Annotated in this window: 18 protein-coding genes; 6 read left to right on the top strand and 12 right to left on the bottom strand. The window is 68.2% G+C overall.

Annotated elements, in window-relative coordinates; all coding sequences use genetic code 11:
* Positions 1-45 precede the first annotated feature (45 nt).
* Complete coding sequence (locus tag AB5T46_RS13935; protein WP_370564614.1) at positions 46-756, top strand: SDR family oxidoreductase; 711 nt, start codon at positions 46-48, stop codon at positions 754-756.
* A 128-nt stretch (positions 757-884) separates the two neighbouring features.
* Here AB5T46_RS13935 and AB5T46_RS13940 read toward each other — a convergent pair whose 3' ends face one another.
* The 4 genes from AB5T46_RS13940 to AB5T46_RS13955 all read right to left on the bottom strand — a co-directional run bounded on the left by AB5T46_RS13940 (position 885) and on the right by AB5T46_RS13955 (position 6,142).
* Complete coding sequence (locus tag AB5T46_RS13940) at positions 885-1,736, bottom strand: nuclear transport factor 2 family protein (protein ID WP_370564615.1); 852 nt, start codon at positions 1,734-1,736, stop codon at positions 885-887.
* A 152-nt stretch (positions 1,737-1,888) separates the two neighbouring features.
* Positions 1,889-4,795 carry a TonB-dependent receptor domain-containing protein gene (locus AB5T46_RS13945; protein ID WP_370564617.1) on the bottom strand — a complete coding sequence of 969 codons (2,907 nt, stop codon included), beginning with the start codon at positions 4,793-4,795 and terminating at the stop codon, positions 1,889-1,891.
* A 43-nt stretch (positions 4,796-4,838) separates the two neighbouring features.
* The gene (locus AB5T46_RS13950; protein WP_370564618.1) at positions 4,839-5,159 is read right to left on the bottom strand and encodes a hypothetical protein; all 321 of its coding nucleotides are present in this window, start codon (positions 5,157-5,159) and stop codon (positions 4,839-4,841) included.
* A gap of 44 nt (positions 5,160-5,203) precedes the next feature.
* Complete coding sequence (locus tag AB5T46_RS13955) at positions 5,204-6,142, bottom strand: helix-turn-helix transcriptional regulator (RefSeq protein ID WP_370564619.1); 939 nt, start codon at positions 6,140-6,142, stop codon at positions 5,204-5,206.
* A 358-nt stretch (positions 6,143-6,500) separates the two neighbouring features.
* On the opposite strand from AB5T46_RS13955, the gene AB5T46_RS13960 reads away from it, so the two are divergent.
* From AB5T46_RS13960 to AB5T46_RS13980, 5 genes are all read left to right on the top strand, one after another.
* A complete protein-coding gene (locus AB5T46_RS13960) occupies positions 6,501-6,881 on the top strand; it encodes a nuclear transport factor 2 family protein (RefSeq protein WP_370564620.1) in 381 nt (126 codons plus the stop codon).
* A 99-nt stretch (positions 6,882-6,980) separates the two neighbouring features.
* The gene (locus AB5T46_RS13965) at positions 6,981-8,081 is read left to right on the top strand and encodes a sensor histidine kinase (RefSeq protein ID WP_370564621.1); all 1,101 of its coding nucleotides are present in this window, start codon (positions 6,981-6,983) and stop codon (positions 8,079-8,081) included.
* The gene (locus tag AB5T46_RS13970; RefSeq protein ID WP_370564622.1) at positions 8,078-8,872 is read left to right on the top strand and encodes a LytR/AlgR family response regulator transcription factor; all 795 of its coding nucleotides are present in this window, start codon (positions 8,078-8,080) and stop codon (positions 8,870-8,872) included. Before AB5T46_RS13965 ends, AB5T46_RS13970 begins: the two co-directional genes overlap by 4 nt.
* Before the next feature lie 5 nt (positions 8,873-8,877).
* Complete coding sequence (locus AB5T46_RS13975) at positions 8,878-9,639, top strand: MBL fold metallo-hydrolase (RefSeq protein WP_370564623.1); 762 nt, start codon at positions 8,878-8,880, stop codon at positions 9,637-9,639.
* Between the two features lie 56 nt (positions 9,640-9,695).
* Positions 9,696-10,172: a tRNA (cytidine(34)-2'-O)-methyltransferase gene (locus AB5T46_RS13980; RefSeq protein WP_370564624.1), complete on the top strand. Its 477-nt coding sequence runs from the start codon at positions 9,696-9,698 to the stop codon at positions 10,170-10,172.
* A gap of 7 nt (positions 10,173-10,179) precedes the next feature.
* On the opposite strand, the gene AB5T46_RS13985 is transcribed toward AB5T46_RS13980, so the two are convergent.
* From AB5T46_RS13985 to AB5T46_RS14020, 8 genes are all read right to left on the bottom strand, one after another.
* The gene (locus AB5T46_RS13985; protein WP_370564626.1) at positions 10,180-11,775 is read right to left on the bottom strand and encodes a serine hydrolase; all 1,596 of its coding nucleotides are present in this window, start codon (positions 11,773-11,775) and stop codon (positions 10,180-10,182) included.
* A gap of 87 nt (positions 11,776-11,862) precedes the next feature.
* Entirely contained in the window at positions 11,863-13,068 is a 1,206-nt protein-coding gene (locus AB5T46_RS13990; protein ID WP_370564627.1) for a YkvI family membrane protein, read from the bottom strand.
* The gene (locus AB5T46_RS13995) at positions 13,056-14,108 is read right to left on the bottom strand and encodes a DUF1611 domain-containing protein (protein ID WP_370564628.1); all 1,053 of its coding nucleotides are present in this window, start codon (positions 14,106-14,108) and stop codon (positions 13,056-13,058) included. The genes AB5T46_RS13990 and AB5T46_RS13995 overlap by 13 nt, the downstream gene beginning before the upstream one ends.
* A gap of 88 nt (positions 14,109-14,196) precedes the next feature.
* Entirely contained in the window at positions 14,197-16,536 is a 2,340-nt protein-coding gene (locus AB5T46_RS14000; RefSeq protein WP_370564629.1) for a TonB-dependent receptor, read from the bottom strand.
* Positions 16,537-16,580: 44 nt separating this feature from the next.
* A complete protein-coding gene (locus AB5T46_RS14005) occupies positions 16,581-17,717 on the bottom strand; it encodes a dipeptidase (protein ID WP_370564630.1) in 1,137 nt (378 codons plus the stop codon).
* Positions 17,718-17,768: 51 nt separating this feature from the next.
* The gene (locus AB5T46_RS14010; RefSeq protein ID WP_370564631.1) at positions 17,769-19,079 is read right to left on the bottom strand and encodes a peptide MFS transporter; all 1,311 of its coding nucleotides are present in this window, start codon (positions 19,077-19,079) and stop codon (positions 17,769-17,771) included.
* Positions 19,076-20,068, bottom strand: coding sequence for a dipeptide epimerase (locus AB5T46_RS14015; RefSeq protein WP_370564632.1), 993 nt, complete (start codon positions 20,066-20,068; stop codon positions 19,076-19,078). Before AB5T46_RS14015 ends, AB5T46_RS14010 begins: the two co-directional genes overlap by 4 nt.
* 71 nt (positions 20,069-20,139) lie before the next feature.
* A complete protein-coding gene (locus AB5T46_RS14020; RefSeq protein ID WP_370564633.1) occupies positions 20,140-22,188 on the bottom strand; it encodes a serine hydrolase domain-containing protein in 2,049 nt (682 codons plus the stop codon).
* Between the last annotated feature and the right edge of the window lie 84 nt (positions 22,189-22,272).

Here is a 22,272-nt window from a genome sequence, read left to right on the forward strand (position 1 = left end):
CGGCGATGACGCCGCTCCGACGCCGATTGCGGCAGACTGTCGGGCATGAACGCTGCCCGACACGTCCTGGTGACCGGCGCCAATCGCGGCCTCGGCCTGGAATTCACCCGCCAGCTGCTGGTCCGCGGCGACCGCGTGGTCGCCGCCTGCCGCCAGCCAGGCAAGGCCGCCGCGCTCAACGCGCTGGCCGGCGAATATCCCGGCCGCATGCACGTGCTGCCGCTCGACGTCGCCGCGCCGAAGTCCCACGCCGAACTGGCGCGCGAATTGCCGCTGGTGCTGGGCGAGGGCGTCCGCCTCGACCTGCTGATCAACAATGCCGGCGTGCTGCATTCGGGCGAGCGCTTCGGGCGGGTCGGCGCGGACAACCTCGAGCACAGCTTCCGCACCAATGCCGCCGGGCCGTTGCTGCTCACCCAGACGCTGGCGCCGCTGCTGAGCGACGGCGCGTGCGTGGTCAACATGTCCTCGCGACTGGGATCGATCGCCCTGACCGAACGCTTCGGCACGCCCAGCTACGCCGTCAGCAAGGCCGCGCTGAACATGGTCACGGCGCTGCTGGCGCGCGCGCTGGCCGACCGCGGCATCGTGGTGGTGGCGGTGAGCCCGGGATGGGTGCGCACCGAGATGGGCGGCGAGAACGCCGAGGTCGCGCCCGCCGACTCGGTGGCGGGCCTGCTGCGGCAGATCGACGGGCTGGGCGCGGACGATGGTGGGCGCTTCCTCGACTGGCAGGGCGAAGCGATCGACTGGTGACCGCGCAGTGCGTGCCCGTAGGGCCGAGCTCGCTCGGCTGTTCTTATCGGGGAAAGCAGCCGAGCAAGCTCGGCTCTACAAGAATCCGGCGGTCGCCGCAGCTTCGTGGCGGGTTCCGCACCAAGGGTTCAGCGTTGCTTTGGAGCGTCGCCGTTCCTGTTCCAACGAACATCCTCTCCTTCGCGCCGATCGACAAAGCCATCGATCCTGCCGCTTGCGTCACGGGTGAAGATTCGTCGAGTGCGCGGTTGACCCGGAACGAAAAACACGTCGCGAAGCTCCGCCGCGTACTTCACGATCGGCCGGTCGTCCCGTTCCGACGTCAAGCCATCGCCCGTGCAACGGAGGGTCGTGCTGATCGTCGGCGTCAGCGCGTAGACGCCCTCGTACTCGCAAAGCGCCTGGCGGGTCAGCGCCACGACGGGAGGATCCTTGCGCAAAGCCGCAGCGTGCTCACCGATCAGCCGCCAGCCCGCAGGAGTCCTGCGCCAGGTATCCAGCGCCCGGAAGCGGGATCTCAGCGGCTGTCCGTGATAGTCCAGGGTTTCCTGCATCTCGTATGCCGCAATGGCGATATCGCCGTGGATCGTCGCCTTGTAGGTGTCGATCTCGATACTGCCCGCGAGGCCGGGCGGCAGCGGCGCGAATTCGTTCAGCAGCTCCACCTTGTTGCGCACGACGCCATTCTCGTCCATATGCAGGAAGCGCTCATCGAGATAGCGGTCCCAGACGTCACGCCGTCCGGGAGCGACCGCGTCCAGCAGCTCCTGCGTCATGCGGCGCAGTTCGGCCTCCGTCTGGTCATCGCCGGAAGCTGCACCGGCCGACAAGGCTGGCGCGACCATTGCGACCAGCAAGGCAAGGCTGACGGTCATGAGTTCCATCCATCCGGCACGGGCCTGCAGCAACCAGTGCGACGCCGCACTGAATGCGATTGCGGGCGTTCCGCTCGAAGCCGTGGTGGTGATCTCTCTGCGCATGATCAGTCGAACCTGAAAGTCACGCCGAGCGTAATGTAACGGCCGACGGCATCATAGAACTGCGGATGGGTGTTGCCGCTGTTCTCCGTGGTGGGCGGGCGATGCGATCGACTGGTGATAGCGGCAGCCGCTCGCGCGCGTCCGCGCGTCGGTCAATCGAACCTGAAAGTTACCCCTAGCGTGACGTAACGCCCGATCGCGTCGTAGAACTGCGGGAAGGTGTTGCCGCTGTTCTCGGCGGTGGCGCCGATCGTGTTGCCCACGATCGGCGGCTTCTTGTCCAGCAGGTTGTTGACCGCCAGACTGACGTCCGCGCCGAACGGCGCCTTGTAGCTGGCGCTCAGATCGAAATAGCTGTAGGCGGGAATGCGGGTGTAGGGTTCGAACCAGTCGCCGCTGTCCGGTTCCACCTCGAGGGCGCTGGTGTAGCGCCAGTTCAGCGACAGCGCCAGGTCGTCCAGCGACCAGGTCGTACGCAGGATCGACTTGAACTTGGGGCTCGGCGTGCAGGAAATGCTGTAGTAGCCCAGGCAATCGCGGTCGATCGACGCCGGCGTGGCCTGCTGCCGGTTCCGGGTGACGCGGGTGGTGTCCAGCGAAAAGTTCAGCCGACCGTAGTGCCGCGGCAGTTGGAGTCCGTAGCGGATCCCGAGGTCGAAACCGGCGCGTTTCAGCACGCCCTGGTTGGTGACTTCCAGGCCGATGCCCGGTGCACTGGCACCGTTGAAGGTGCCGTTCACCGGGGAGCGACCGATCAGCGCGCAGAAGTCATTGAGTTCCAGGTTCGGGTTGACTGCCGTGTCGTAACACCCCTTCAGGACATCGTCGACCTCTGGGGACGTGATGGCGTCCTCCACCTCGATCCTCCAGTAGTCGAAGGTCAGGGCGAAGTCGTCGCGTGGTGCCCAGACCAGGCCCAGGGTCTGGGTATCCGCCAACTCCGGGGCGAGTTCCGGATTGCCGGCGGAGAGGACGTTCACCTGGCCCGCCGAGGGTTGCGGCACGCTGCCGATGCGGTCCGCGGGCACACCCGTGAGCCGGCACAGGTTGGACAACGTACCCGGCGTGTTGGCTTCGGCCTGGTTGACGGCCGAGCCGCCGCAGGGGTCGACATCCAGGTTGTCGAGCCCGGTGACCGCAGGCTGGAACAACTCGTCGATGTTCGGCGCACGAGTCGCACGCTGGAACATGCCGCGGAAGCGCAGGCTCTCGATCGGCGCCCATTCCAGGCCGTACTTGAAGCTGCCGTAGTCGTCGCCGGCACCAGCGGAGGTCGAGAACTCGCTGTGGCGGTAGCCTGCTTCCAGGGACAGCGAATACACGCCCGGACGGTCGCTGACGATCGGCACGATTATCTCCGCGTACGCCTCCTTGAGCGACAGGCTGCCTTCGCGATCGGGCGTCGACGCGCCCGTTCCCAGTACCTCGCTGTCGATCTGCGAGGCGGCATCGGCAAAGGTGCTCGCCGTCATCTTGCGGTATTCCACGCCGGTCGCCACGCCGATCGGAAGATCCGTCCACGGGGCGCCGGAGTCGCCCAGGTCACCGGACAGATTGAAGGCGGCGTTGGTCTGCTTGACCTTCTGACCGAGGAAGGCGCTGAGATTGATGAAATCCACCATCTCGGGTGTGATCGATCCTTCTGGGCCCCAGATGTCCAGCGGCACGCAGCCATTGGAAGTATCCAGACAGGTATCGCGGTCCACCGCCAGCAGCGCCTGTTGGGTCTTGGACAGGGAACCCCAGTTCCGGCGTACCTGCAGCTGGTCGGATTCGCCGTGCGACCAGTAGCCGTCGTAGCGCCAGCTGTCGCCGATGTCGCCGCGCAGTCCGGCGGTCACCTGGAAGGTCTTGGTGTCGAAATCGTTGAAGCGCGGCCCCAACTCGGTCATGCGCCGCCCGATCGTGAGGCTGGGCACAAGCGTCTGACTGCCGGCCACGCATTCGTCGGCGGCGATGCCGTAGGCTTGGCACAGCTGCTGACGGGCAGGTTCGGGAATGAACGGGTTGCCGATCGGGATATCTAGACTTTCCAGGAACAGTCCGCTGGGTGCCGAAAGCGAATCCAGGCGCGAACGGATATATCTCAACTCGGCATAGGCCTCGGCGTGGCGGTTGAACTCGTAATAGCCCAGGGCGGTGGCCTGGTAGCGGTCCAGCCCGGTCTGGAAGTAGTTGTCCGGGTTGAAATTGTACGTCTGGATGCCATCGACGATCAGCCCGGTCTCAGGGTCGATCTGGCCAGCTCCGCTGCGCACACCGTCGTCGTCGGGCGCGCCCCAGACGCCGGGGGGCCCCAGAATTTGCGAAGGCACAGTGGTGCCCGACCCCTGCACGGCGCCCGTGGTCGAGGAAAAGCCGGTGGCGCCGAACGACCGGTCGCCCTGGAACACCGGATCGATCTTGGTATGGCCCACGCTCAGCACCACATTGCCACGCCCGTCGGCGAGATTCGCGCCCATGGTCAGCTCGTTGCGCAAGCGGCTGCCGTCGCCATGGCCGGACTGTCCGTAGGACGAGGTGACCTCCACGCCTTCGAAGTCCCTCCGCAACAGGAAATTGGCAACGCCAGAGATGGCGTCCGCACCGTACACCACCGACGCACCGCCGGTCAGAATGTCCACGCTCTGCAGCAGCGCCAGCGGAATGGTATTGGTGTCGACGACACCGAACAGGTCGTAGGGCACCGGCCGGCGACTGTCGATCAGCACCAGGGTCCGGTTGGAACCCAGGCCGCGCAGATCAATCTCGGCCGCACCGCCGGTACCGTTGTTGGTACCGGGCCCCATCGCCGGCACCATGCTCGGCAACTGCCGGACGAACTCCTCGACGGCGGCCGGTTGCGTGCGCAGGAAATCATCGCGCTCCACACTCATCACCGGGCTACTGGTCTCCAGCCCCGGGACCAGAATACGGCTGCCGGTGACCTGGATGCGATCGAGCGTGGTGGGGGCTTGCTCGCGAACCTCGGCCGCCTCCTGGCCGGCTGCGGAAGCACAAGCGATGGCGGTAGCGATGCCCATGGAGAGGGCGGCGTATCTAGGCAGGCGTCGGGGCATGCGGCGGTCTCCTGGACTGCTGGACGGCAGGGTTACGGATGCGTTAACCCGCTTTCACCATAGGATCCGTCTCTGCCGATGGCACGAGCGAAACCCGGCGGCTGGCCTTGTGCGGATTGGCGTCTAGCCTGACGTGCCCGTCACCAAGGACCGCGCGTTCTCCGGTCGCCGCTCCGGAGGCGGTCTCGAGGTCGACCTGGCGGATGCGGGTGCCGGTGACCTCGATCCGGTCCAATGTGGTCGCCTGCCGCTCCTCCGGATCTGCGGCGTCCTGGGCCGCCGCCGTCATCGAGGACAGCGCGACGAGAATACCGGCAGGCAGGCCTGCCAGGCGAAGTACGGAACTGCTGACGCAACGCTTCATGGGATCCCCTTGCGACGTTATGGATGTGTTAACCGCTGCCCACCTTAGGTCCCGGTCCGCACGCTGGCAGGAGCGAAGGTCGGTGATTGGCCTGGCACGCCTTGTCCGCAGGCTTGACGCGCCTGGCGCCACTGCGAGGCGGTCTGCCCGTGCCATTGCTTGAACAGCCGCGCGAAGCTGCACGGGTCGTGGAAACCGCAGGCTTCGCTGAGTTCGCTGATCGACAGTGACGTGCCTTCCAGCAGTTCGCGCGCGCGCTCCATCCGCAGCCGGATCGAAGCCTGTTGCGCGGTTTCCCCGTAGACCGAGTGGAAGGTCTTGGACACCCACCATTCGGAGAACCGGCTCAGCTCCGCCAACTCGTCCAGGCGTACGCTGCGATGGGTATTGCCCGCCTGCAGCATGCGCACGCGCTGCATGCGCGCCAGCACCTGGACCCTGCGGCTGGCGGTCCTGCCGGGGCAGCGGTCGACCAGTGCGTTCAGTTCGTGCTGCAGGTGCCGCAGGTGCAGCAACAGCGGCCGCAGCGTACGCAGCGGTTCCGCACGCGTTGCTTGCGCGACATGCGCGCGCCACAAGCGCAGCGCCAGCCGACAGTCGCCGGCCGCCATGCGCCCGTGTCCGGGAAACAGACCGTAGTCGAGCGCGGCCGAATCCCTGCGAGCCTGCGCTGACGACAGCAAAAGGCCGATCGCCAGGCCGTTACGGTCTACCTGCAACTCGGGCATGGACTCCGCATCGAACGCAATCCACTCGCCCTGCGCCAGGCGAAAGCGACCCTCCCGGGCCTCCACCTGGGCGCTCCCCCGCAGCTGCATCCAGAAGGAGAACCGCTGCGCCGTCTGTCGCAGGCTGCCCAGCCGGGCGACCAGCACGGTGATCGTGCCGCCGTCCGCGCTCCGCGGCGGCTCCGCCGCATCGCCGGCGTCGGCCACCACGTGCAGCGGCTCCAGCCGGACAGCTTGCGTCTGGTTCAACATCATCTGTCGTCTCCTGTCGTCGCGGTTGGCATCGAATGGGACATGCACCACGATCGTTTGCCCGATGCCCAGTCGGATTCGAACGCCATGCCGCGGCGATTGCCCGCACTTTTCGACCGGGACCGCGGCAACCGCGACCAAATGCAGACGAATCGACGAAAGCGCCATTTGCGTCGATGAAACCGGACCGCCATCGCCCCTCCAGGCCATAGAATCGACAGCGGACCCGCCCTGCCGGATCGTTCGCATGGATCGAAGACTTCCGCTGTGCCTGCTCGCACCGTTGCTGTGCGCAGCGGCCGCCTGCGCAGCCGCGCAAGCTGCGGACTCGCCCGCAGCTCAACCTTCTCCCGACATCACGATGACCACACATTCCGCCGACGAACTGCGTCGTCTCAACGATCATTACGTGCGCGCCTATCTGGCATCCGACGTCGACTGGTTCAAACGGCATCTGGCCGCCGACTTCCGCTGCATCCTGTCCAGCGGCGCGATGGTCGACCGGGCGGCGTTCCTCAGGAACGTCGCGCAGCCGGTGGCGATGACGTCGTTCCAGATTGAGGACGTTACCGTGCAGTTCGAAGGCGATACCGCGATCGTGCAGGCGCGTACCCGCTACGAAACGCCGGATGGCCGGCGCGGCGGCAGCCGCTACACCGATCTGTGGGTGCTGCGCGACGGCCGCTGGCAGACCATGACGGCGCAGATCACCGCGATCGCGGAACCCATCGACGCGCCCTGACCGCATGTTCGCGCCGGAATCACGCGCGATGCGGCCACCTCGCGCCCGGGCTGCTTTGGGCTACCCTTGAATCCCGTTTCACCGCCACCCGATCTGCACATGCCCGCTCCCGTGCTGGACGCTGCGCGGCCGTCGCGCCCTGACACGCTGGACAAGAGCGTCCTGGTGCTGACGCTGTGCGTGTGGGGCGGCCACTATCTGCTACGCAGCTCGCTGTTCTATCTCACGCCCGATCACTCCAGCGACCTGTACACGCTGGCGGCGCGCGCGATCGCGAGTGCGATCGGGGCGTCGATCTGTCTGGGCATGTACGCAGCACTGCGGCGGTGGGGCGGCCGGCAACCGTGGCCCCTGCTGTTGAAGGCCCTGGCTCTGAGCGTTCCCGCCAGCGTGCTGCTGACGGCGGTCGGCGAGTACGTATTCCTGCTGCTGTCGCCCTACTACCAGGTCAATCCCGAGCAATGGATGCACCCAAGCGAACTGGTGCCCACCTACCTCGGCTATCAGTGGATGCTGTTCACCTGGTGCGCCCTGTACGTCGGCGCAGCCACGATCCTGGAAGTGCGCCGCCGCGACGTGCAGCTCGCCGCTGCGCACGGTGCCGCGCAACAGGCACAGCTGCTGGCGCTGCGGCTGCAGATCAATCCGCACTTCCTGTTCAACACGCTCAACACCCTGGCCGGGCTGGTCGTGCTCGACCGCAAGGAAGAGTCGGAGCGGATCGTGCTGAACCTGTCGCGGTTCCTGCGCCACACGCTGACACGAACACCTTCGCAGTTCGTCGCGCTGGCCGACGAGATCGAGATGCTGCGCATGTACCTGGACATCGAGATCGCCCGCTTCCGCGATCGCCTGGAGGTCCGCTACGAGATCGAGCCCGGATGCGAATGCGCGCTCGTCCCCAGCCTGATCCTGCTGCCGCTGGCAGAGAACTCGATGAAGTACGCGCTGAACAGCGCCGAGGACGGCATCGAGATCCGGATCGGCGCCAGGCGCGAGGACGGCACCCTGGTGCTGTGGCTGGAGGACGACGGCGCAGCGACGCCGGCGAACGGCGGCAAGGGCCTGGGCATCGGCCTGTCCAACATTCGCCAGCAGTTGACTGCGCTGTTCGGCGATACCGCGCAGTTCCATGCCGGGCCGACCGCGCACGGCTGGCGCAACCTCGTGCGCATTCCGTGGCAGGAAGCGTCCGGATGATCCGCATCCTGCTTGCCGATGACGAACCGGTGGCGCTGGAGCGCCTGGAGGTCGCCGTCGCCTGCATCCCGGATGCGGAACTGGTGGCGTCGGCCCGCAACGGCAGGCAGGCGCTGGAACTGCTGCGCGAACTCAGGCCCGAGATAGCGGTGCTGGACATCCAGATGCCGGGCAAGGACGGGTTTGCGGTGATCGAGGCGATCCGCGCTGAGGACTTCGTTCCCGAGATCATCTTCGTCACCGCCTTCCATGAACACGCGGTACGCGCCTTTGAGTTCCATGCCGTCGACTATCTACTCAAACCGGTCGCCTTCGACCGCTTCCGCGAGGCGATCGATCGCGCCCGCGCGCGGCTAAGGGCGCGCACGGCGGATGCCCGCTTCGCCGAACTGCAGAAGCTGATCGCCTCGCTGCAGGCGTCCGCCACCGAACGCAGCGCGGACACGGCGCACGCGCGCGAGGTCTGGGTCCGCACCCAAGGCGGGCTAGTCCGCGTCCAGCTCGATACCGTCGACCTGATCGCCGCGGAGGGCGACTATGTATCGCTGCATGTCGGTGACCGCTCGTACCTGCTGAAGGACACCATGGCCGCGCTCGAGTTGCGGCTCGATCCGGCGCTGTTCCTGCGTGTGCACCGTTCGACCATCGTCAACCTGTCGCGGATCGACAGCCTGCGCCGGCGCGGCCCGCGCGCGCTGTCGCTGGTGCTCGCCGGCGGCAAGGCCGTCGCCGTGGGACCGAACTACGTCGACGCCACAATCGAGGCATTGCACGCCAGGCGTTGGCGCTAGCGCACATGACGCAGATCGCACTGCATCTGATCCGCAACGCCACGCTGAAGCTGCGCTTCGGCGGCTGTACCCTGCTGGTCGATCCATACTTGGTCGCGCAGCATGAGGGCAAAACTTACGGCGGTCGCCTGCGCAGCCCGCTGGCACCGCTGCCGATGCCGGTCGCCGACATTCTCAACGACGTGGACGCGGTGTTCGTCTCGCACCTGCACTCGGACCATTTCGACGAGGCGGCCAAGCGCCTGTTGCCGCGCGAGCTGCCGGTGCTGTGCGCCGCGCCAATCGCCGATGGTATCCGCGCCAGCGGTTTCGCTCATGTCACCGTCATCGACGGCGGGTTGCACTGGTCCGGTACCGCGCTGGAACTGACCGGCGGCCGCCACGGCCCGGACGAAGTGCTGGCCGAGATGGGCGCGGTGCACGGCTTCATTGCGACCTGTCCGGATGCGCCGACGCTCTACTGGGTCGGTGATTCGATCTGGTGCCCCGAGGTGCGCGCTGCAATCGGCCGCCATCGGCCCAACTACATCGTCGTCCACGCCTGCGGCGCCGCCTGGAAGGGCGTTGGCCCACTGGTGATGGACGCACACCACGTCGAGGCGCTGCTGCGGCATGCGCCGTGGGCCACGGTCGTCGCCACCCACATGGACTGCGTCGACCACGCAACTGTCTCCCGCGTGCAGCTGGCGCAGCACTTCCGCAGCCTGCCGGCGCTGCGCCGCCGGCTGCGGATCCCCGCCGACGGCGAGACGCTGGTTCTGGGCTGATCCGCGCCGCGGGCGGGCACGTCCTGCGGGCCGCCGCGCCATTCCATAATCAGCCGATGTTCGACGTCATCCTCTACCAGCCCGAGATCCCGCCCAACACCGGCAACGTCATCCGCCTGTGCGCCAACACCGGCGCGCGCCTGCACCTGGTCGCACCGCTGGGCTTCGACCTGGACGACCGCAACCTGCGCCGGGCCGGGCTCGACTATCACGAATACGCGCGGCTGCAGGTGCACGACTCGCTCGCGGCCGCGCTGGCCGCGGTCCGGCCGTCGCGGCTGTTCGCGCTCAGCACCCGCAGCAGCCGGCGCTACGACACCGTGCGCTACGCCGCGGGCGATGCCTTCCTGTTCGGCCCGGAAACCCGCGGCCTGCCCGCCGAGGTGCTGGCGTCGGTGCCCGCCGAGCAGCGGCTGCGCCTGCCGATGCGGCCGGACAACCGCAGCCTGAACCTCTCCAACTGCGTTGCCGTGGTCGTCTTCGAAGCCTGGCGGCAACTGGAGTTTCCCGGCGCGGCCGCGCCGGCGCCGTAGCGGCGTCCTACGGACCCTCCGCCGGCGTGAACAGCAGGTCCTGGTAGTCGTAGCTGAAGTCCGCCAGCGGCGACACCGCCTTCATCGTGATGCGATCGACCTCGCCGTCGGCGTCCAGCGCGAAGGTCACGTAGGCCGGCTCGATGGCGCGATCGTCCCAGTCGGCCCGGAAGGTGTCGTACTGGTGGTGCGTCAGCGTGCCGACCATGCCCGGGCTCCGGCTGAAATCGATGCGCAGCCCCTTGCCCTCCTCGCTGATCGCGATCGGGCCGTACCACGGGTCGGCGTAGGCGCCGGCATAGCCGGAAAGCGACAGCGACGGCCTGCCGGTCTTGCGCCCGCCCCCGCCCGCCGCGTCCAGCGCGGCCAGGCCGGCTTCGAAGCGCGCCCGGTTCCATTCGTCGAAGGCGGCGACCCAGTCCTTCTCCGGTGCGTCGAGATAATGGTCGAGCAGCTCGTACATCAGCCCGCGCACCACCACCACCTCCTCGGAGTTGATCTGCAGCGAGAAGCCGATGTCGTGGTCGGGTACCAGCACCACCATGGTCAGCACGCCGAACACCGCGCCGCCGTGCTGCACGAGCTTGACCCCACGGTAGTCCTGCACGCTCCAGCCCAGCGCATAGGTCGAGAACTGCGGCGTGATCTCGTCGATCGGCGGCGGGAACGTACGCACCGGGGTCAGCACCTGCGGCGTCCACATCTCGCGCGCATTGGCTTCGCTGTACAGGCGCGCATCGCCGGCGCCGGGCAGCGCGCCCTGGGCGAGCTGGATCTGCAGCCAGCGCGCGAGGTCGTTCGCGCTCGAGGACAACCCGCCGGCCGGCGCCGCGACCTGGCCCAGGCCCTCGCGCTCGGGCAGCACTTCCTGGGCGCCGAGGCCACGCATGCGGCCGTCGATGCGCGCATGCGGATGGGCGCGGTTGGGATTGGCGAAGCGGTCGTCCTCGTCGCTGACCGAACTCGCCATCCCGGCCGGCGCGAACACGCGCTCGCGGATGAAGTCCTCCCAGCTCGTTCCGCTGACCGCGGCGACCAGCTCGCCGGCGACCACGTAAAGGATGTTGTCGTAGGCATAGCCGCTGCGGAAACTGGTCGCCGGCACGATGTGGCGCAACGCGTGCACCACTTCGGCACGGCTGCGCGAGGTGCGCGGCACGAACAGCAGGTCGCCGGCGCCCAGGCCCAGGCCGCTGCGATGCACCAGCAGGTCGCGCACGGTCATCTCGCGGGTCACCCACGCGTCATGCATGCGGAAATCCGGCAGGTGGTCGATGACCCTGTCGTCCCAGCCGAGCTTGCCCTCGTCGACCAGGATCGCCAGCGCCGCGGCGGTAACCGCCTTGCCGGTGGAGCCGGTCGGAAAGATCGTGTCCGCATCCACCGGGTCCGGTGCGTCCAGGCGGCGCACGCCGTAGCCGCGGGTCAGCACGACCTCGCCGTCCTCGACGATGGCCGCCGCCATGCCCGGCACGCCATGGGCCTGCATCGCTTCCCGCACGCGCGCATCGAACCCTTCAGGCGGGGCGGCGAAGGCAGCGGCGATTGCGAACAGTGACGCCGCGAACAACGCGGCCCCGGTTGGGAATCTGGACCTGTACATGTTCGGTACCTCGTTCGGGAAGCATTTTTTGCCGCGGATTTACACGGATGAACGCGGATAGGGCACAAGGCAAATCATCAACCTGCGTCATTCCCGCATAGTCTGCTTTCGCCTTATCTGCGCTGATCCGTGTAAATCCGTGGCCAATGAAGGTTTTGCCTTTGCAAACAGCCGCCACACGCCGACGGTCAGCAGCGGCAGCACGAAGACGAACAGGATCATCCAGGCCAGCGCCCGGTAGCCGTGGGCGATCAGCGCGACCAGCCCGAAACGGCCGGCGACGAAGATCGAACCGACCAGCAGCACGGCGGCGATGGCCAGCCGCGCCCCCCGCGGCAGTTCGCCCGAGCCGCGCCCGCGCCAGGCGCCGGCGACGCGCTCATTGATCGCGTGCACCGCGCCGACGCCGCTTTCCAGCAGCGCCGAGAAGATCATCGCCTGGAACAGCAGGTGGAACAGCGGGCGCTGCATCTGCTGCAGCAGGAAATCGGCCGGCAACGCTTCAGCGGCGATGCCCGGCAGCCAGGCGGCCATGCAGGCGAAGAACGCGATCGCCGGCAGGATCGCGACCGGCCCGGCCAGCAGCCCGGCGACGGCGGCATCGCGGCGGCCGGTGAAATGCCGCGCAACCGGCAGGATCGCGACCGCGCCGACGATGTTGTAGCAGGCATAGGTCAGCCCGCCCCGGATCCAATCGGCGGTGAGCCAGCCCGCCGTCGGCCGCGGCGTCGACAGGCCGGCGACGATGCGGTCGCCGAAGGCCGACCATGCGAACACCACGAACAGGAAGTACACCGCGTACAGCAACAGCGAGGCCCAGCCGAACAGTCGCTCCACCGAGCGGTTGCCCAAGGCGACCACCACGCCGATCGCCAGCATCAGCGCCAGCGTCCCGACGATCGGCGGCCAGCCGGTCGCGGCGGCCACGATCGCGCCCGCGGCGGCCCCGAACACGGCCAGGATCAGCACCATGAAGACGATGTACGCGGCCTCGAACGCGATCCAGCCGCGTCCGACCAGCTGACCAAAGAAGGCGCGGTAGTCGTAGCTGTGCGTGGCCCGGGCGAAGACGAAGGTCAACGCGCACACCGTGCTCCACACGAGCATCGCCAGGCCCAGCCCGAGCAACCCGCCCTGCGGCCCGCTGGGCAGGAAGTATTCGGCCAGCTCGCGCCCGGTGGCGTAGCCGCCGCCGATCACGAAGCCCTTGAACGCCAGGCCCGGCAGCAGGTAGCGCTGGAACCACGTCGGCCCGACGCTCATCGGCGCCGCCATCGTTCTCACCGCAGGCATGCCTGCGCCAGTCGCCGGAACGCCTCGCCGCCGCGCATCGGATCGGCGACCGGGCAACCCAGGCGCTCGCTCTCGGCGGCGATCAGCCGTTCGGCCTGCGCGGCGTCCAGCTTCGCGGTGTTCAGGCTCACGCCGGCGCAGCGGATCTGCGGATTGGTGCGGCGCCCAAGGCGCAGGGTCAGTTCGACGGTGTCCTCGATGCCGGGCAGCGGATAGCCGGGATGGCCTAGCACGATGTCGCGCCCGACTTCGTGGCAGACCACGACCACGTCGGGCTGGCTGCCATGCAACAGCGCCAGCGACACCCCGGCATAGGCAGGATGGAACAGCGATCCCTGGCCTTCGATGACGTCCCAATGGTCCGCCCCGGCGTCGGGTGACAGCATCTCCGCCGCGCCGGCGGCGAAATCGGCGACCACCGCGTCCAGGGGAATGCCTTGCCCGGCGATCAGGATGCCGGTCTGGCCGGTGGCGCGGAAGTCCGCGTCCACCCCGAGCCCGCGCCATTCGCGGACCAGCGCCAACGCGGTGTATTTCTTGCCCACCGCGCAGTCGGTACCGACGGTGAGCAGGCGCATGCCGCTGCGCTTGCGGCCGTGGGCGACCGGAATCCCCGGCGGCGGGTGGCGCACATCGATCAACCGCCGCCCCAGCCGGTCGGCGACGCGGCGCAGCGAATCGATCGCCTCCAGTCGCGCGTGCATGCCGCCGATCAGGTCGAGCCCGGCCTCCAGCCCCTGCAGCAGCGACGGCAGCCAGGCCGGAGGGATGCGGCCGCCGGGATTGGCCACGCCGATCACCATCGAACGCGCACCCTCGGCAAACGCCTGTTCCGGGGGCATGAAGCGCAATCCGGTGCTGACCTTCGCGCCGACGCAGGCGTATTCGCCGACGCAGCGCTCGCCGGCCCAGTCACGCAGGCCGAACGCGGTCTTGGCATAGGCCGGCTCGGCGATGTCGCCGAGGAACAGCAGGTATGGCTGCGGCAGCGGGTCGATCGCGCCTGGCGCGGCCTGGATGGAGCGTGCGGGTTGCGGCATCGGCGGGTCCGGTCAACTTGCAGGCATGACGCAAAAATGGCGCCGCTGCCACCACCGACCTCCGGCAGCAGCGGCGTCTCCCTTGATTTCAGAACCGGTAGTCGAACTCCACGCCCCAGGTGCGCGGCTGGATCGGCACCGCGCGCAGTTGCACGACCTCGCCAGTCAGGGCGCTTTCGGCCCGGCCCATCGACGACCAGCCGCGCTCGTCGGTCACGTTGTTGACGTAGGTGCGGATCGACCAGCTGCCGTTGCCGATGCGCGCGTACAGGTCGAGCGCGTCGTAGCTGCCCACGTCCAGCGGCGGAGTGATGTCATCCTGCAGCACGGTTCCGTCGGCCAGGACGACCTGCTGGCGGTTGCTGGTGCCGGAGACGCGGTCGCCGACGTGGCGGAATGCGCCGCCGACGCTACCGTTCCAGCTCCCGGCCAGATCGAAGTAGTACTCCGCGGTCGCCGACCATGCCAGCTTCGGCACGTACGGCATGCGGTCGCCGGCCAGGCCGGTGTTGAGGATCACGTCGAAGCCATCCTGCGGGATCACCGTCGACTCGAAGTCGTTCTTCACCCTGGCCTTGGTGTACGCCCCGTTGAGTCCGAACTGCAGCTTGTCGGTCGCGCGGAACAGCGCCGACAGCTCCAGGCCTTCGCTGCTCGCCTCGCCGCCGTTGACCAGGCCGCCGACGCCTTCGAACTGCACGCCCACCTGGATGTCGTCCCAGTCGATGCGGAACGCGGCCAGGTCGAGCTGCACGCGGCGGTCGGCGAACTGCGACTTCAGGCCCAGCTCGTAGCTGGCCAGCATCGACGAGTCCACGCTCGGCGGCATGCCGGGCAGTGCGACGTTAGGGCCGCCGGGCTGGTAGCCGGTGGCGGCGCGCGCATACAGCATGGTGTCCTCGCCGAGCTTGAACTGCGGACTCAGGCTCCAGGTGAACACGTCCTCGCTGGACGAACCCGGCGAACTGCCCAGCTCGATCAGGAAGCCCTCGCTCACGTCCTGGCTGAAGGTCTGGTCGTTGCGCGCCTGGCGCACGCCGGCATCGATCTTGAAACGGTCGGTGACGCGCCATGAGCCGTTGGCGAACAGTGCCGTTTCCTTGTAGCTGCTGGGCAGCGCCAGCAGGGCCGCGGTACCGAACATTGCATCCAATGGCGCCGGCAACGGCGAACCGTCGCGCTGGCCCAGCCAGACGTGCTGGCCCTGCACGCCGTCTTCCTTCGTGTAGAACGCGCCGAGCATCCACTCGAACCGGCCGCCGCTCTTCGAGCCGAGGCGGAACTCCTGGGTGAACTTCTCCAGGTCCAGGCTGTAGCGTGCGAAGCTGCTGCCCGGCTCGGGCAGGCCGAGCAGCAGGTTGGTGATTTCGCCGAACTGGAGGGTGGTGTCGATCTGGTCCACCGTCTTCGTGTCCGACCAGCCGGTCGCGGAAACGAAGTCGGCCCAGCCCAGGTCCCAGTCCAGGGTCAACGCATAGAGGTCGATGTCCTTGTTGAAGGGCCGGGGTGCCCACAGCTGGTCGACGACCTCGCCGAACATCTGCCGCCCGGTGGCCGGGTCGAGGGCGACGCTGGCGCGGTCATCGAAGTCGAGTTCCTGTCGCATCGCCGACAGGCGCAGGTTGAAGGCATCCCCGCTCCATCCAAGCGCGATGCGTCCACTGGACTGGGTGCCGCTGTTGATGTCCTTGCGGCCATCATGCTGGCTGTCGGTGTAGCCGGGCAGGTCGTTGTAGGCATAACCCACGCGCACCGCCATGCGATCGTCGACCAGCGGCAGGTTGGCGCCGAAGCGGCCGTTCCAGCCGGTGCCGCCCTTCTTCACCGACGAGCCGCCGCCACCGATGCGGAACTCGCTGGCGGTCGGGTCGGGCTCCCGGCTCACGTACTTGAGCAGGCCGCCGATCGCGCCGGCGCCGTACAGCGTGCCCTGCGGTCCGCGAATCACTTCGACCCGCTCGATGTCGTACGGCAACAGGTCCAGGTTCAGCGTGTTCGCCGCCTGGTACAGGCCGCTGGAGCCGAGCGGCACTTCGTCGAGGTAGCTGGCGACAGTGGCGCCGGACGAGATCGCGGCGATGCCGCGCATCGAGACCGCGGTCAGGCCCGGCACGCCGTTGTCCTGCACCTGCAGCCCGGGCACGTAGTCGGCGTAGTCGGACAGCGAGTTGGCGGCCATGTTCTCCAGCTGCCGTTCGCCGATCAGGGTGATCGAAGCGCCGACCTCGCGCACGTTCTCCACGCGCTTGTTCGCGGTCACCACCACCGCGTCCAGCTCGGTCGCCCGGTCCGCCGCTTCAGCCGGCGGCGACTCCTGCGCGATCGCCGTCGCCGATGCCAGCAACGCCAGCGCCGCGGCGGTCGCCACGAACAGCGGCCTGCGTTGCGGAGTCCGGCCGTGCGTCCCCATCTCCCCTGCTCGCTTCATGACTGCCCTCCTCGAAGAATGTCGTGGCCGCCTCACGGCGGCTTTCAGCCCCAGATTTCGCCCAGCAGGCGCCGGAAGTTGCCGCCCAGGACCAGCGCGATGTCGCCGTCCGAATAGCCGCGCTTCACCAGCGCCGCGACGAGGTTGTGGAACTTGTCCGGCGCATCGAAGCCGTCGGTGTCCAGCCTGTCGCGGAAGGCGTAGCTGGACTTGTAGAGGCCGCGCAGCATTTCCAGCTGGTCGGCCGGCATGTCGTCGTAGCCGTGCAGGTCGGCATCGGAGCCGATGCCCACGTGCTCCACGCCGACCAGCCGCGCGACGTGGTCGATGTGGTCGACGACGTGCTCGACCGTGGTCGGCTCGCGGTCGCGGACGAAGTTGCGCACGCCGGTGATGCCCATCACCCCGCCCCTGGCGGCGAGCTTGCGGATCGCCTCGTCGGTCTTTAGCCGCGGGTGGTCGTTGAGTGCGCGGCAGTTGGAGTGGGTGATCGCGATCGGCTTCGACGACGCCTCGATCGCGTCGAGCGTGGTGCGGTCGCCGCAGTGCGAGACGTCGACCAGCATGCCGGCGGCGTTCATCGCCTCGACGATCTGCACGCCGTAGTCGCTCAGGCCGCTGTCGACGCGCTCGGTACCGCCGGTGCCGAGGTAGTTCTGGCTGTTGTAGGTCAGCTGCGCGCAACGCTGGCCCAGCTGGTGGAAGAACTCGACGTCTTCCGCCGTGCGGAAGTGGTCGGCGTTCTGCACGCCCATGATTACCGCGATCCGGCCCTGCGCCTTGGCACGATCGAGGTCGGCGGCATTGCCTGCCAGGCAGAACACCTCGCTGTTGCGGGCGATGAAGCCGTTCCACGCGGCCAGGTAGGCCAGCACCTTCTCGTGGGCCTCGGGTCCTTGGAAGCCGATCGCGTGGTGCATCACGGTGACGCCGCTGGCGCGGAAGTCGGCGGTTTGCGCCTCGGTCAGGTGGCCGGCATGGGCCTCGGGCCGGAAATCGATCTTCAGCGGCGCCAGCATGTCGATGACCATGGCCCGCTCGACCAGCGCGCCGACGCGCGGGTCGACCGCCGCGCCGGTCGCGGATGCGGCGGCGGCGATCGCCGGCGGCAGTGCCGTCGCCAGCGTGCCGGCCGCCATCGCCTGCAGCAGGCGACGCCTGGGAAGGTCAGCGATTGTCATGAGACGCCCTCATTTCTCTTATCAGGAATAATGATCCTGATTAGAGAATTGTCAAATCCGCACCGCGGCCACGACCGCTTTCCCGGGCCGCGCTTCCGCCTCGATCCGTCGCGCCGACCGGTCCAGCAGGCCCAGCAGCACGCCGGCACCGGCGGCCACCACCGCCATCAGGGCGAAGAACGCGGCCGGACCGAGCCGGCTCCAGGCCATCCCCAGCAGGCCGGCCAGCAGGTTTCCGCCGAACGCGGCGAAGAACCAAGCCGCCACCGTGGTCGCCCGATGCTTCGAGGGCGCCAGCCGCGCGAACAGCCCCAGGCCGACCGGCAGGATGAACAGCTCGCCCACGGTCAGCACCAGGAAGAACAGCGCCAGCCACACCCAGCTCGCCTGCCCCGCCGTCGTGCCGGCGCTGACCGCGGCCAGCAACAGGTACGCCAGCGCCACCCCGCCCGCGCCCAGCGCCATCTTCCGCGCCGATCCGGGCTCGCGGCCGCGCCCGGCCTGGCGCGACCAGTGCGCCACCAGCACCGGCGTCAGCAGGATCACCAGCAGCGGATTGAGCGCCTGGAACCAGGTCATCGGGATGGTCAGCGCGCCGAGGCTGCGATCGATGCCGCTGTCGGCCCACAGCGCGATGGTGTTGCCGATCTGCTCGTAGGCGCCGCGGAACAGCATCACGCACAGGCCGATCGCGAGCAGCACGCGCAGGCGCAGGGCGAGGCCGGTCTCGTTCGCCTGGTCGGTGGCGACGACCGCCTCGCGCCTGCGCGCCTCGACCGGCAGGTAGCGGCCGCCGAACACGTAGACGACCAGGCCCAGCAGCATGCCGATGCCGGCGGCGCCGAAGCCGTAGTGCCAGCCGTACAGCTCGCCCAGCGTGCCGCAGACCAGCGGCGCCAGCAGTCCGCCGACGTTGATGCCGACGTAGTAGATGTTGTACGCCGAACCGCGGCGCGGATCGCGGCGCTTGTAGAGACCGTCGACCTGGCTCGGCAGGCTGGGCAGGAACAGGCCGTTGCCCAGCGCGATCGACGCCAGCGCGAGGTAGAACAGGCTTTCGGAGGCCATCAGGAAATGGCCGACGGCCATGATCGTGCCGCCGATGATCACCGCGCGGCGGCGGCCCAGCCAGCGGTCGGAGACGATGCCGCCGAGGATCGGGGTGAAGTACACCGTCGCCGCGTACAGCCCGTACACCAGCGACGCCTGCTGCTGGCCCATCAGCAGCTGCTTGGTCATGTAGTAGACCAGCAGCGCGCGCATCCCATAGTAGGAGAATATCTCCCACATCTGGGTCAGGAACAGGATGGTCAGCCCGCGCGGCTGGCCGAACCAGTCTTGTTGCGCGGGTGCCGTGCTCACGGACTCCCCCAGACTTCGCCCGGGCATTCGAGGTAGCCGTCGCGATAGACCACGCCCGGCTTGCGGTCTTCCTTCAGGAACACCGGTCCGTCCAGGTCGACCACGTCGCAGAACTGGCCGAGCACGAACGCCGGCGCCATCGCCAGGCTGGAACCGGCCATGTTGCCGACCATGACCTGCTTGCCCAGTTCGCGCGCGCGCCGCGCGATGCGCAAGCCTTCGCTCAGGCCGCCGCACTTGTCCAGCTTGATGTTGACCACGTCGAAACGATGGTGCCGCGCTTCGAGTTCGGCGAGATCGAGGATGCTCTCGTCGGCGGCGAACGGCAGCACGCGCTCGATGCCGTCGAGGTCGGCCTCGTGGCCGCGCCTGCACGGCTGTTCGAGCAAGGAGATGTTTTCCCCCACCAGCACCGGCAGCAACTTCGGCAAACTGCTGGCGTCGTAGCCCTGGTTGGCATCGACGCCGATCCACGCATCCGGGCAGCGCCTGCGCACCGCGCGCACGCGCTTGCCATCGAGCTCCGCTTCGCCGGTGAGCTTGAGCTTCAGCGCGCGGGCGCCGGCATAGGCAGCGGCGCGTTCGGCCATCACCTGTGGATCGTCCGCGCCGACGGTGAAGGTGGTCAGCAGCGGCCGCACGCCTTCCAGTCCAGCCAGCTTCCACACCGGCACGCCGCTGCGCCTGGCATCGAGTTCCCAGAGCGCGCAGTCGAGCGCGTTGCGCGCGCCGCCCGGCGGCAGCAGGGCGTTGACGGTTGCGCGATCGATGCCCGCTTCGATGCGCGATCGCAGGGATTCCAGGGTGGCAAGCATGCCTTCGGGGCGGTCGTCGTTGTAGTACACGCCGGCGGCTTCGCCACGGCCGACATGATCGCCGTCGCGCAGGGTCGCCACGGTCGCCGGCATGGCGTCGAAGACATAGCCGGAGATGCGGAACGGCGCCGACAGCGGCAGCGGTTCGTTGTGCAGTTCGAGTTGCAGGCTCACGCGCGTCCCCGCAGGTTGGGGATGCGGGCCGGCGAGGAGATCGCCGGTCCCGCATCGATCGGCAGCAGGGATCAGTAGTAGGCGCCGTAACCGAGCAGGTGATGCGAGATGCCGATCCACAGCAGGAACAGGCAGGACAGCGCCAGCACGATGCTCCACAGCTTGGCGAGCAGGCGGCGCTGGCTGCGCAGCACCTTCCAGCAGTTCCACAGCGCGGCCAGTGCGCCGAGCGGCAGCACCACCAGCGCGAGCAGGCGCATGAGGTTGAACACCACATCAGTGTCCGCGCTCAGCTTTTCGAGGTCGCTCATCATCCCCACGATCAGGCCGAGCGCGCCGGCCATGACCACCAGCACGGCGAGCGCGGCGATGCGGATGATCCGGTGCATGCGCGCATCCTCGCCGGACAGCCTGTACGGCACGCCGTAGTACCGGCGGACCAGCGCCGACACCGGCCACGCCAGCACGGTCGCGGCCAGCGCCAGCAGGCTCAGCACCAGCAGCGGCAGCAGCAGGCCCGGCGACTTCCACCAGGGCAGACGCTGGAAGACCATGATCGCCGCGTACGGCTCCATGCTGAAACGCGTCACCTTGCCGTCGACGACGTCGGCGGCGAGACGGTCGCCGCTGGCGACGTCCTGCCACAGGTACGGCGAGATCTCGCGCCATTTCTTCGGTGCGCCGGAGGCATCGAGCGCCATCGACACGCTGATGGTGCCGTCCTCGTTCGGGAACACCTTGACCGGACCGAGCAGGTTCAGCAACGACATGAAGTTGCTGTCGGGACGGCGGCTGTTGGCGTAGGCGCCGGCGATCTGCTCCGCATGCAGCTTGGCGTCGGCTTCGGAAACGGTGCTCTTCGGCCCCGACGGCCCCGGCAGGTAGCGGTCGGCGAAGCCTTCGCTCAGGTTGTCGCGGATCTGCAGGGGCGCGCCATTGCGGCCGGAACTGTTCATCGAGACGTAGATGCCGATGCCGTCGTCGATGAACAGCTGCAGGTCGCTATGGAACCACAGCGTGTCGCCGCCGTGCGAGATCGCGCGGTGGCCGTTGAGCGAGGTCTCGTAGAAGCCGAGCATCATCTTGTTCAGCGCACCTACCGAGGTCTGCCCGGTGGTGTGCATCATCTTCGCGGTGCCCTCGCCGAGGATGCGCACGTCACCGAAAGCGCCATCCTGCAGGTGCGCGATCATGAACTTGCCCATGTCCGCGCCGGTGGCGGCGAGGCTGCCGGCCGGGGCCAGGCTGATGAGCTCGTAGTCGCGCGGCTTGCCGTCGGATGCGCGCGCGTAGCCCTCGGACATGTTCGCCAGCAGTCCGGCCGGCAGCGGCTGGCGGAAGCTGGAATCCTTCATGTCCAGCGGCGCCAGGATATGTCTGTCGATGTAGTCGTAGAACGATTCACCCGACACGCGCTCGATGATGTAGCCGGCCAGCGCGGTGGCGTAGTTCGAATAGGCCGGCGTGGTGCCGGGCGCGTGGATGCGCTCGGGCACCCAGCGCTTGAGCGCCTGCTCGAGCGGCACGACCTGGTCGGCCTTGCTGGTGATCAGGCCGCGGATCTGCTCTTCGAACCCCACCGTGTGGGTCATGACCTGGCGCAGCGTGGCCGGCTTGCCGTCGCGCGCCGGGATCTCGAAGTCGATGTACTGGTTGAGGTCGGCGTCGAGGTCCAGCTTGCCCTGTTCGACCAGCTGCATCACCGCGGTCCAGGTGAACAGCTTGGAGATCGAGCCCGGGCGGAACAGGTGCTGCTCCGGATCGACCGGCGTGCGCGTCTCCAGGTCGGCGTAGCCGTAGCCCTTCTGCAACAGCACCTGGCCGTCCTTGACCACCACCACCACGGCGCCGGCGATGTCGCCGGTCTGCAGGGCGTAGGGCAGGTAGCCGTCCAGCCAGGCCTCGAGGTCCGGACGGGTGAGGTTGGCCGGCCCGGCCTGGACGGTGGCGTCGGCGACGGTCGCGGCATCCCCCGCATCCGGCTCGCCGGTCTCCGGCACCAGCTCGGGCGGAACGATCGACGCCGGCGGCGCGGCTGGTGCCTGCGCCTCCGGGGCGGCCGCAAGCGGCAGGGCGAGCAGCATCCCCGCGGCAAAGGAAAGAATCGTGGACACGCGCATCGCAAGCCTCCTGATTGGTTCCCCCCGGACAGGCACGCTGCGGGTGCGGCCTGCTCACGCCAACACCGCCCGATCAGGCCTGTT

Origin of the sequence: Luteimonas salinilitoris, assembly GCF_041300785.1 — a bacterium.
GTDB lineage: Bacteria > Pseudomonadota > Gammaproteobacteria > Xanthomonadales > Xanthomonadaceae > Luteimonas > Luteimonas salinilitoris.

Bases quoted from the DNA above. Each gene is read 5' to 3' on its own strand.
- AB5T46_RS13985 (WP_370564626.1), bottom strand. From the start codon at position 11,775: ATGTACAGGTCCAGATTCCCAACCGGGGCCGCGTTGTTCGCGGCGTCA.
- AB5T46_RS13940 (WP_370564615.1), bottom strand. From the start codon at position 1,736: ATGCGCAGAGAGATCACCACCACGGCTTCGAGCGGAACGCCCGCAATC.
- AB5T46_RS14020 (WP_370564633.1), bottom strand. From the start codon at position 22,188: ATGCGCGTGTCCACGATTCTTTCCTTTGCCGCGGGGATGCTGCTCGCC.
- AB5T46_RS13995 (WP_370564628.1), bottom strand. From the start codon at position 14,108: ATGCCGCAACCCGCACGCTCCATCCAGGCCGCGCCAGGCGCGATCGAC.
- AB5T46_RS13975 (WP_370564623.1), top strand. From the start codon at position 8,878: ATGACGCAGATCGCACTGCATCTGATCCGCAACGCCACGCTGAAGCTG.
- AB5T46_RS13965 (WP_370564621.1), top strand. From the start codon at position 6,981: ATGCCCGCTCCCGTGCTGGACGCTGCGCGGCCGTCGCGCCCTGACACG.
- AB5T46_RS13990 (WP_370564627.1), bottom strand. From the start codon at position 13,068: ATGCCTGCGGTGAGAACGATGGCGGCGCCGATGAGCGTCGGGCCGACG.
- AB5T46_RS13970 (WP_370564622.1), top strand. From the start codon at position 8,078: ATGATCCGCATCCTGCTTGCCGATGACGAACCGGTGGCGCTGGAGCGC.
- AB5T46_RS14000 (WP_370564629.1), bottom strand. From the start codon at position 16,536: ATGAAGCGAGCAGGGGAGATGGGGACGCACGGCCGGACTCCGCAACGC.
- AB5T46_RS14005 (WP_370564630.1), bottom strand. From the start codon at position 17,717: ATGACAATCGCTGACCTTCCCAGGCGTCGCCTGCTGCAGGCGATGGCG.
- AB5T46_RS13935 (WP_370564614.1), top strand. From the start codon at position 46: ATGAACGCTGCCCGACACGTCCTGGTGACCGGCGCCAATCGCGGCCTC.
- AB5T46_RS13950 (WP_370564618.1), bottom strand. From the start codon at position 5,159: ATGAAGCGTTGCGTCAGCAGTTCCGTACTTCGCCTGGCAGGCCTGCCT.
- AB5T46_RS13960 (WP_370564620.1), top strand. From the start codon at position 6,501: ATGACCACACATTCCGCCGACGAACTGCGTCGTCTCAACGATCATTAC.
- AB5T46_RS13980 (WP_370564624.1), top strand. From the start codon at position 9,696: ATGTTCGACGTCATCCTCTACCAGCCCGAGATCCCGCCCAACACCGGC.
- AB5T46_RS13955 (WP_370564619.1), bottom strand. From the start codon at position 6,142: ATGATGTTGAACCAGACGCAAGCTGTCCGGCTGGAGCCGCTGCACGTG.
- AB5T46_RS13945 (WP_370564617.1), bottom strand. From the start codon at position 4,795: ATGCCCCGACGCCTGCCTAGATACGCCGCCCTCTCCATGGGCATCGCT.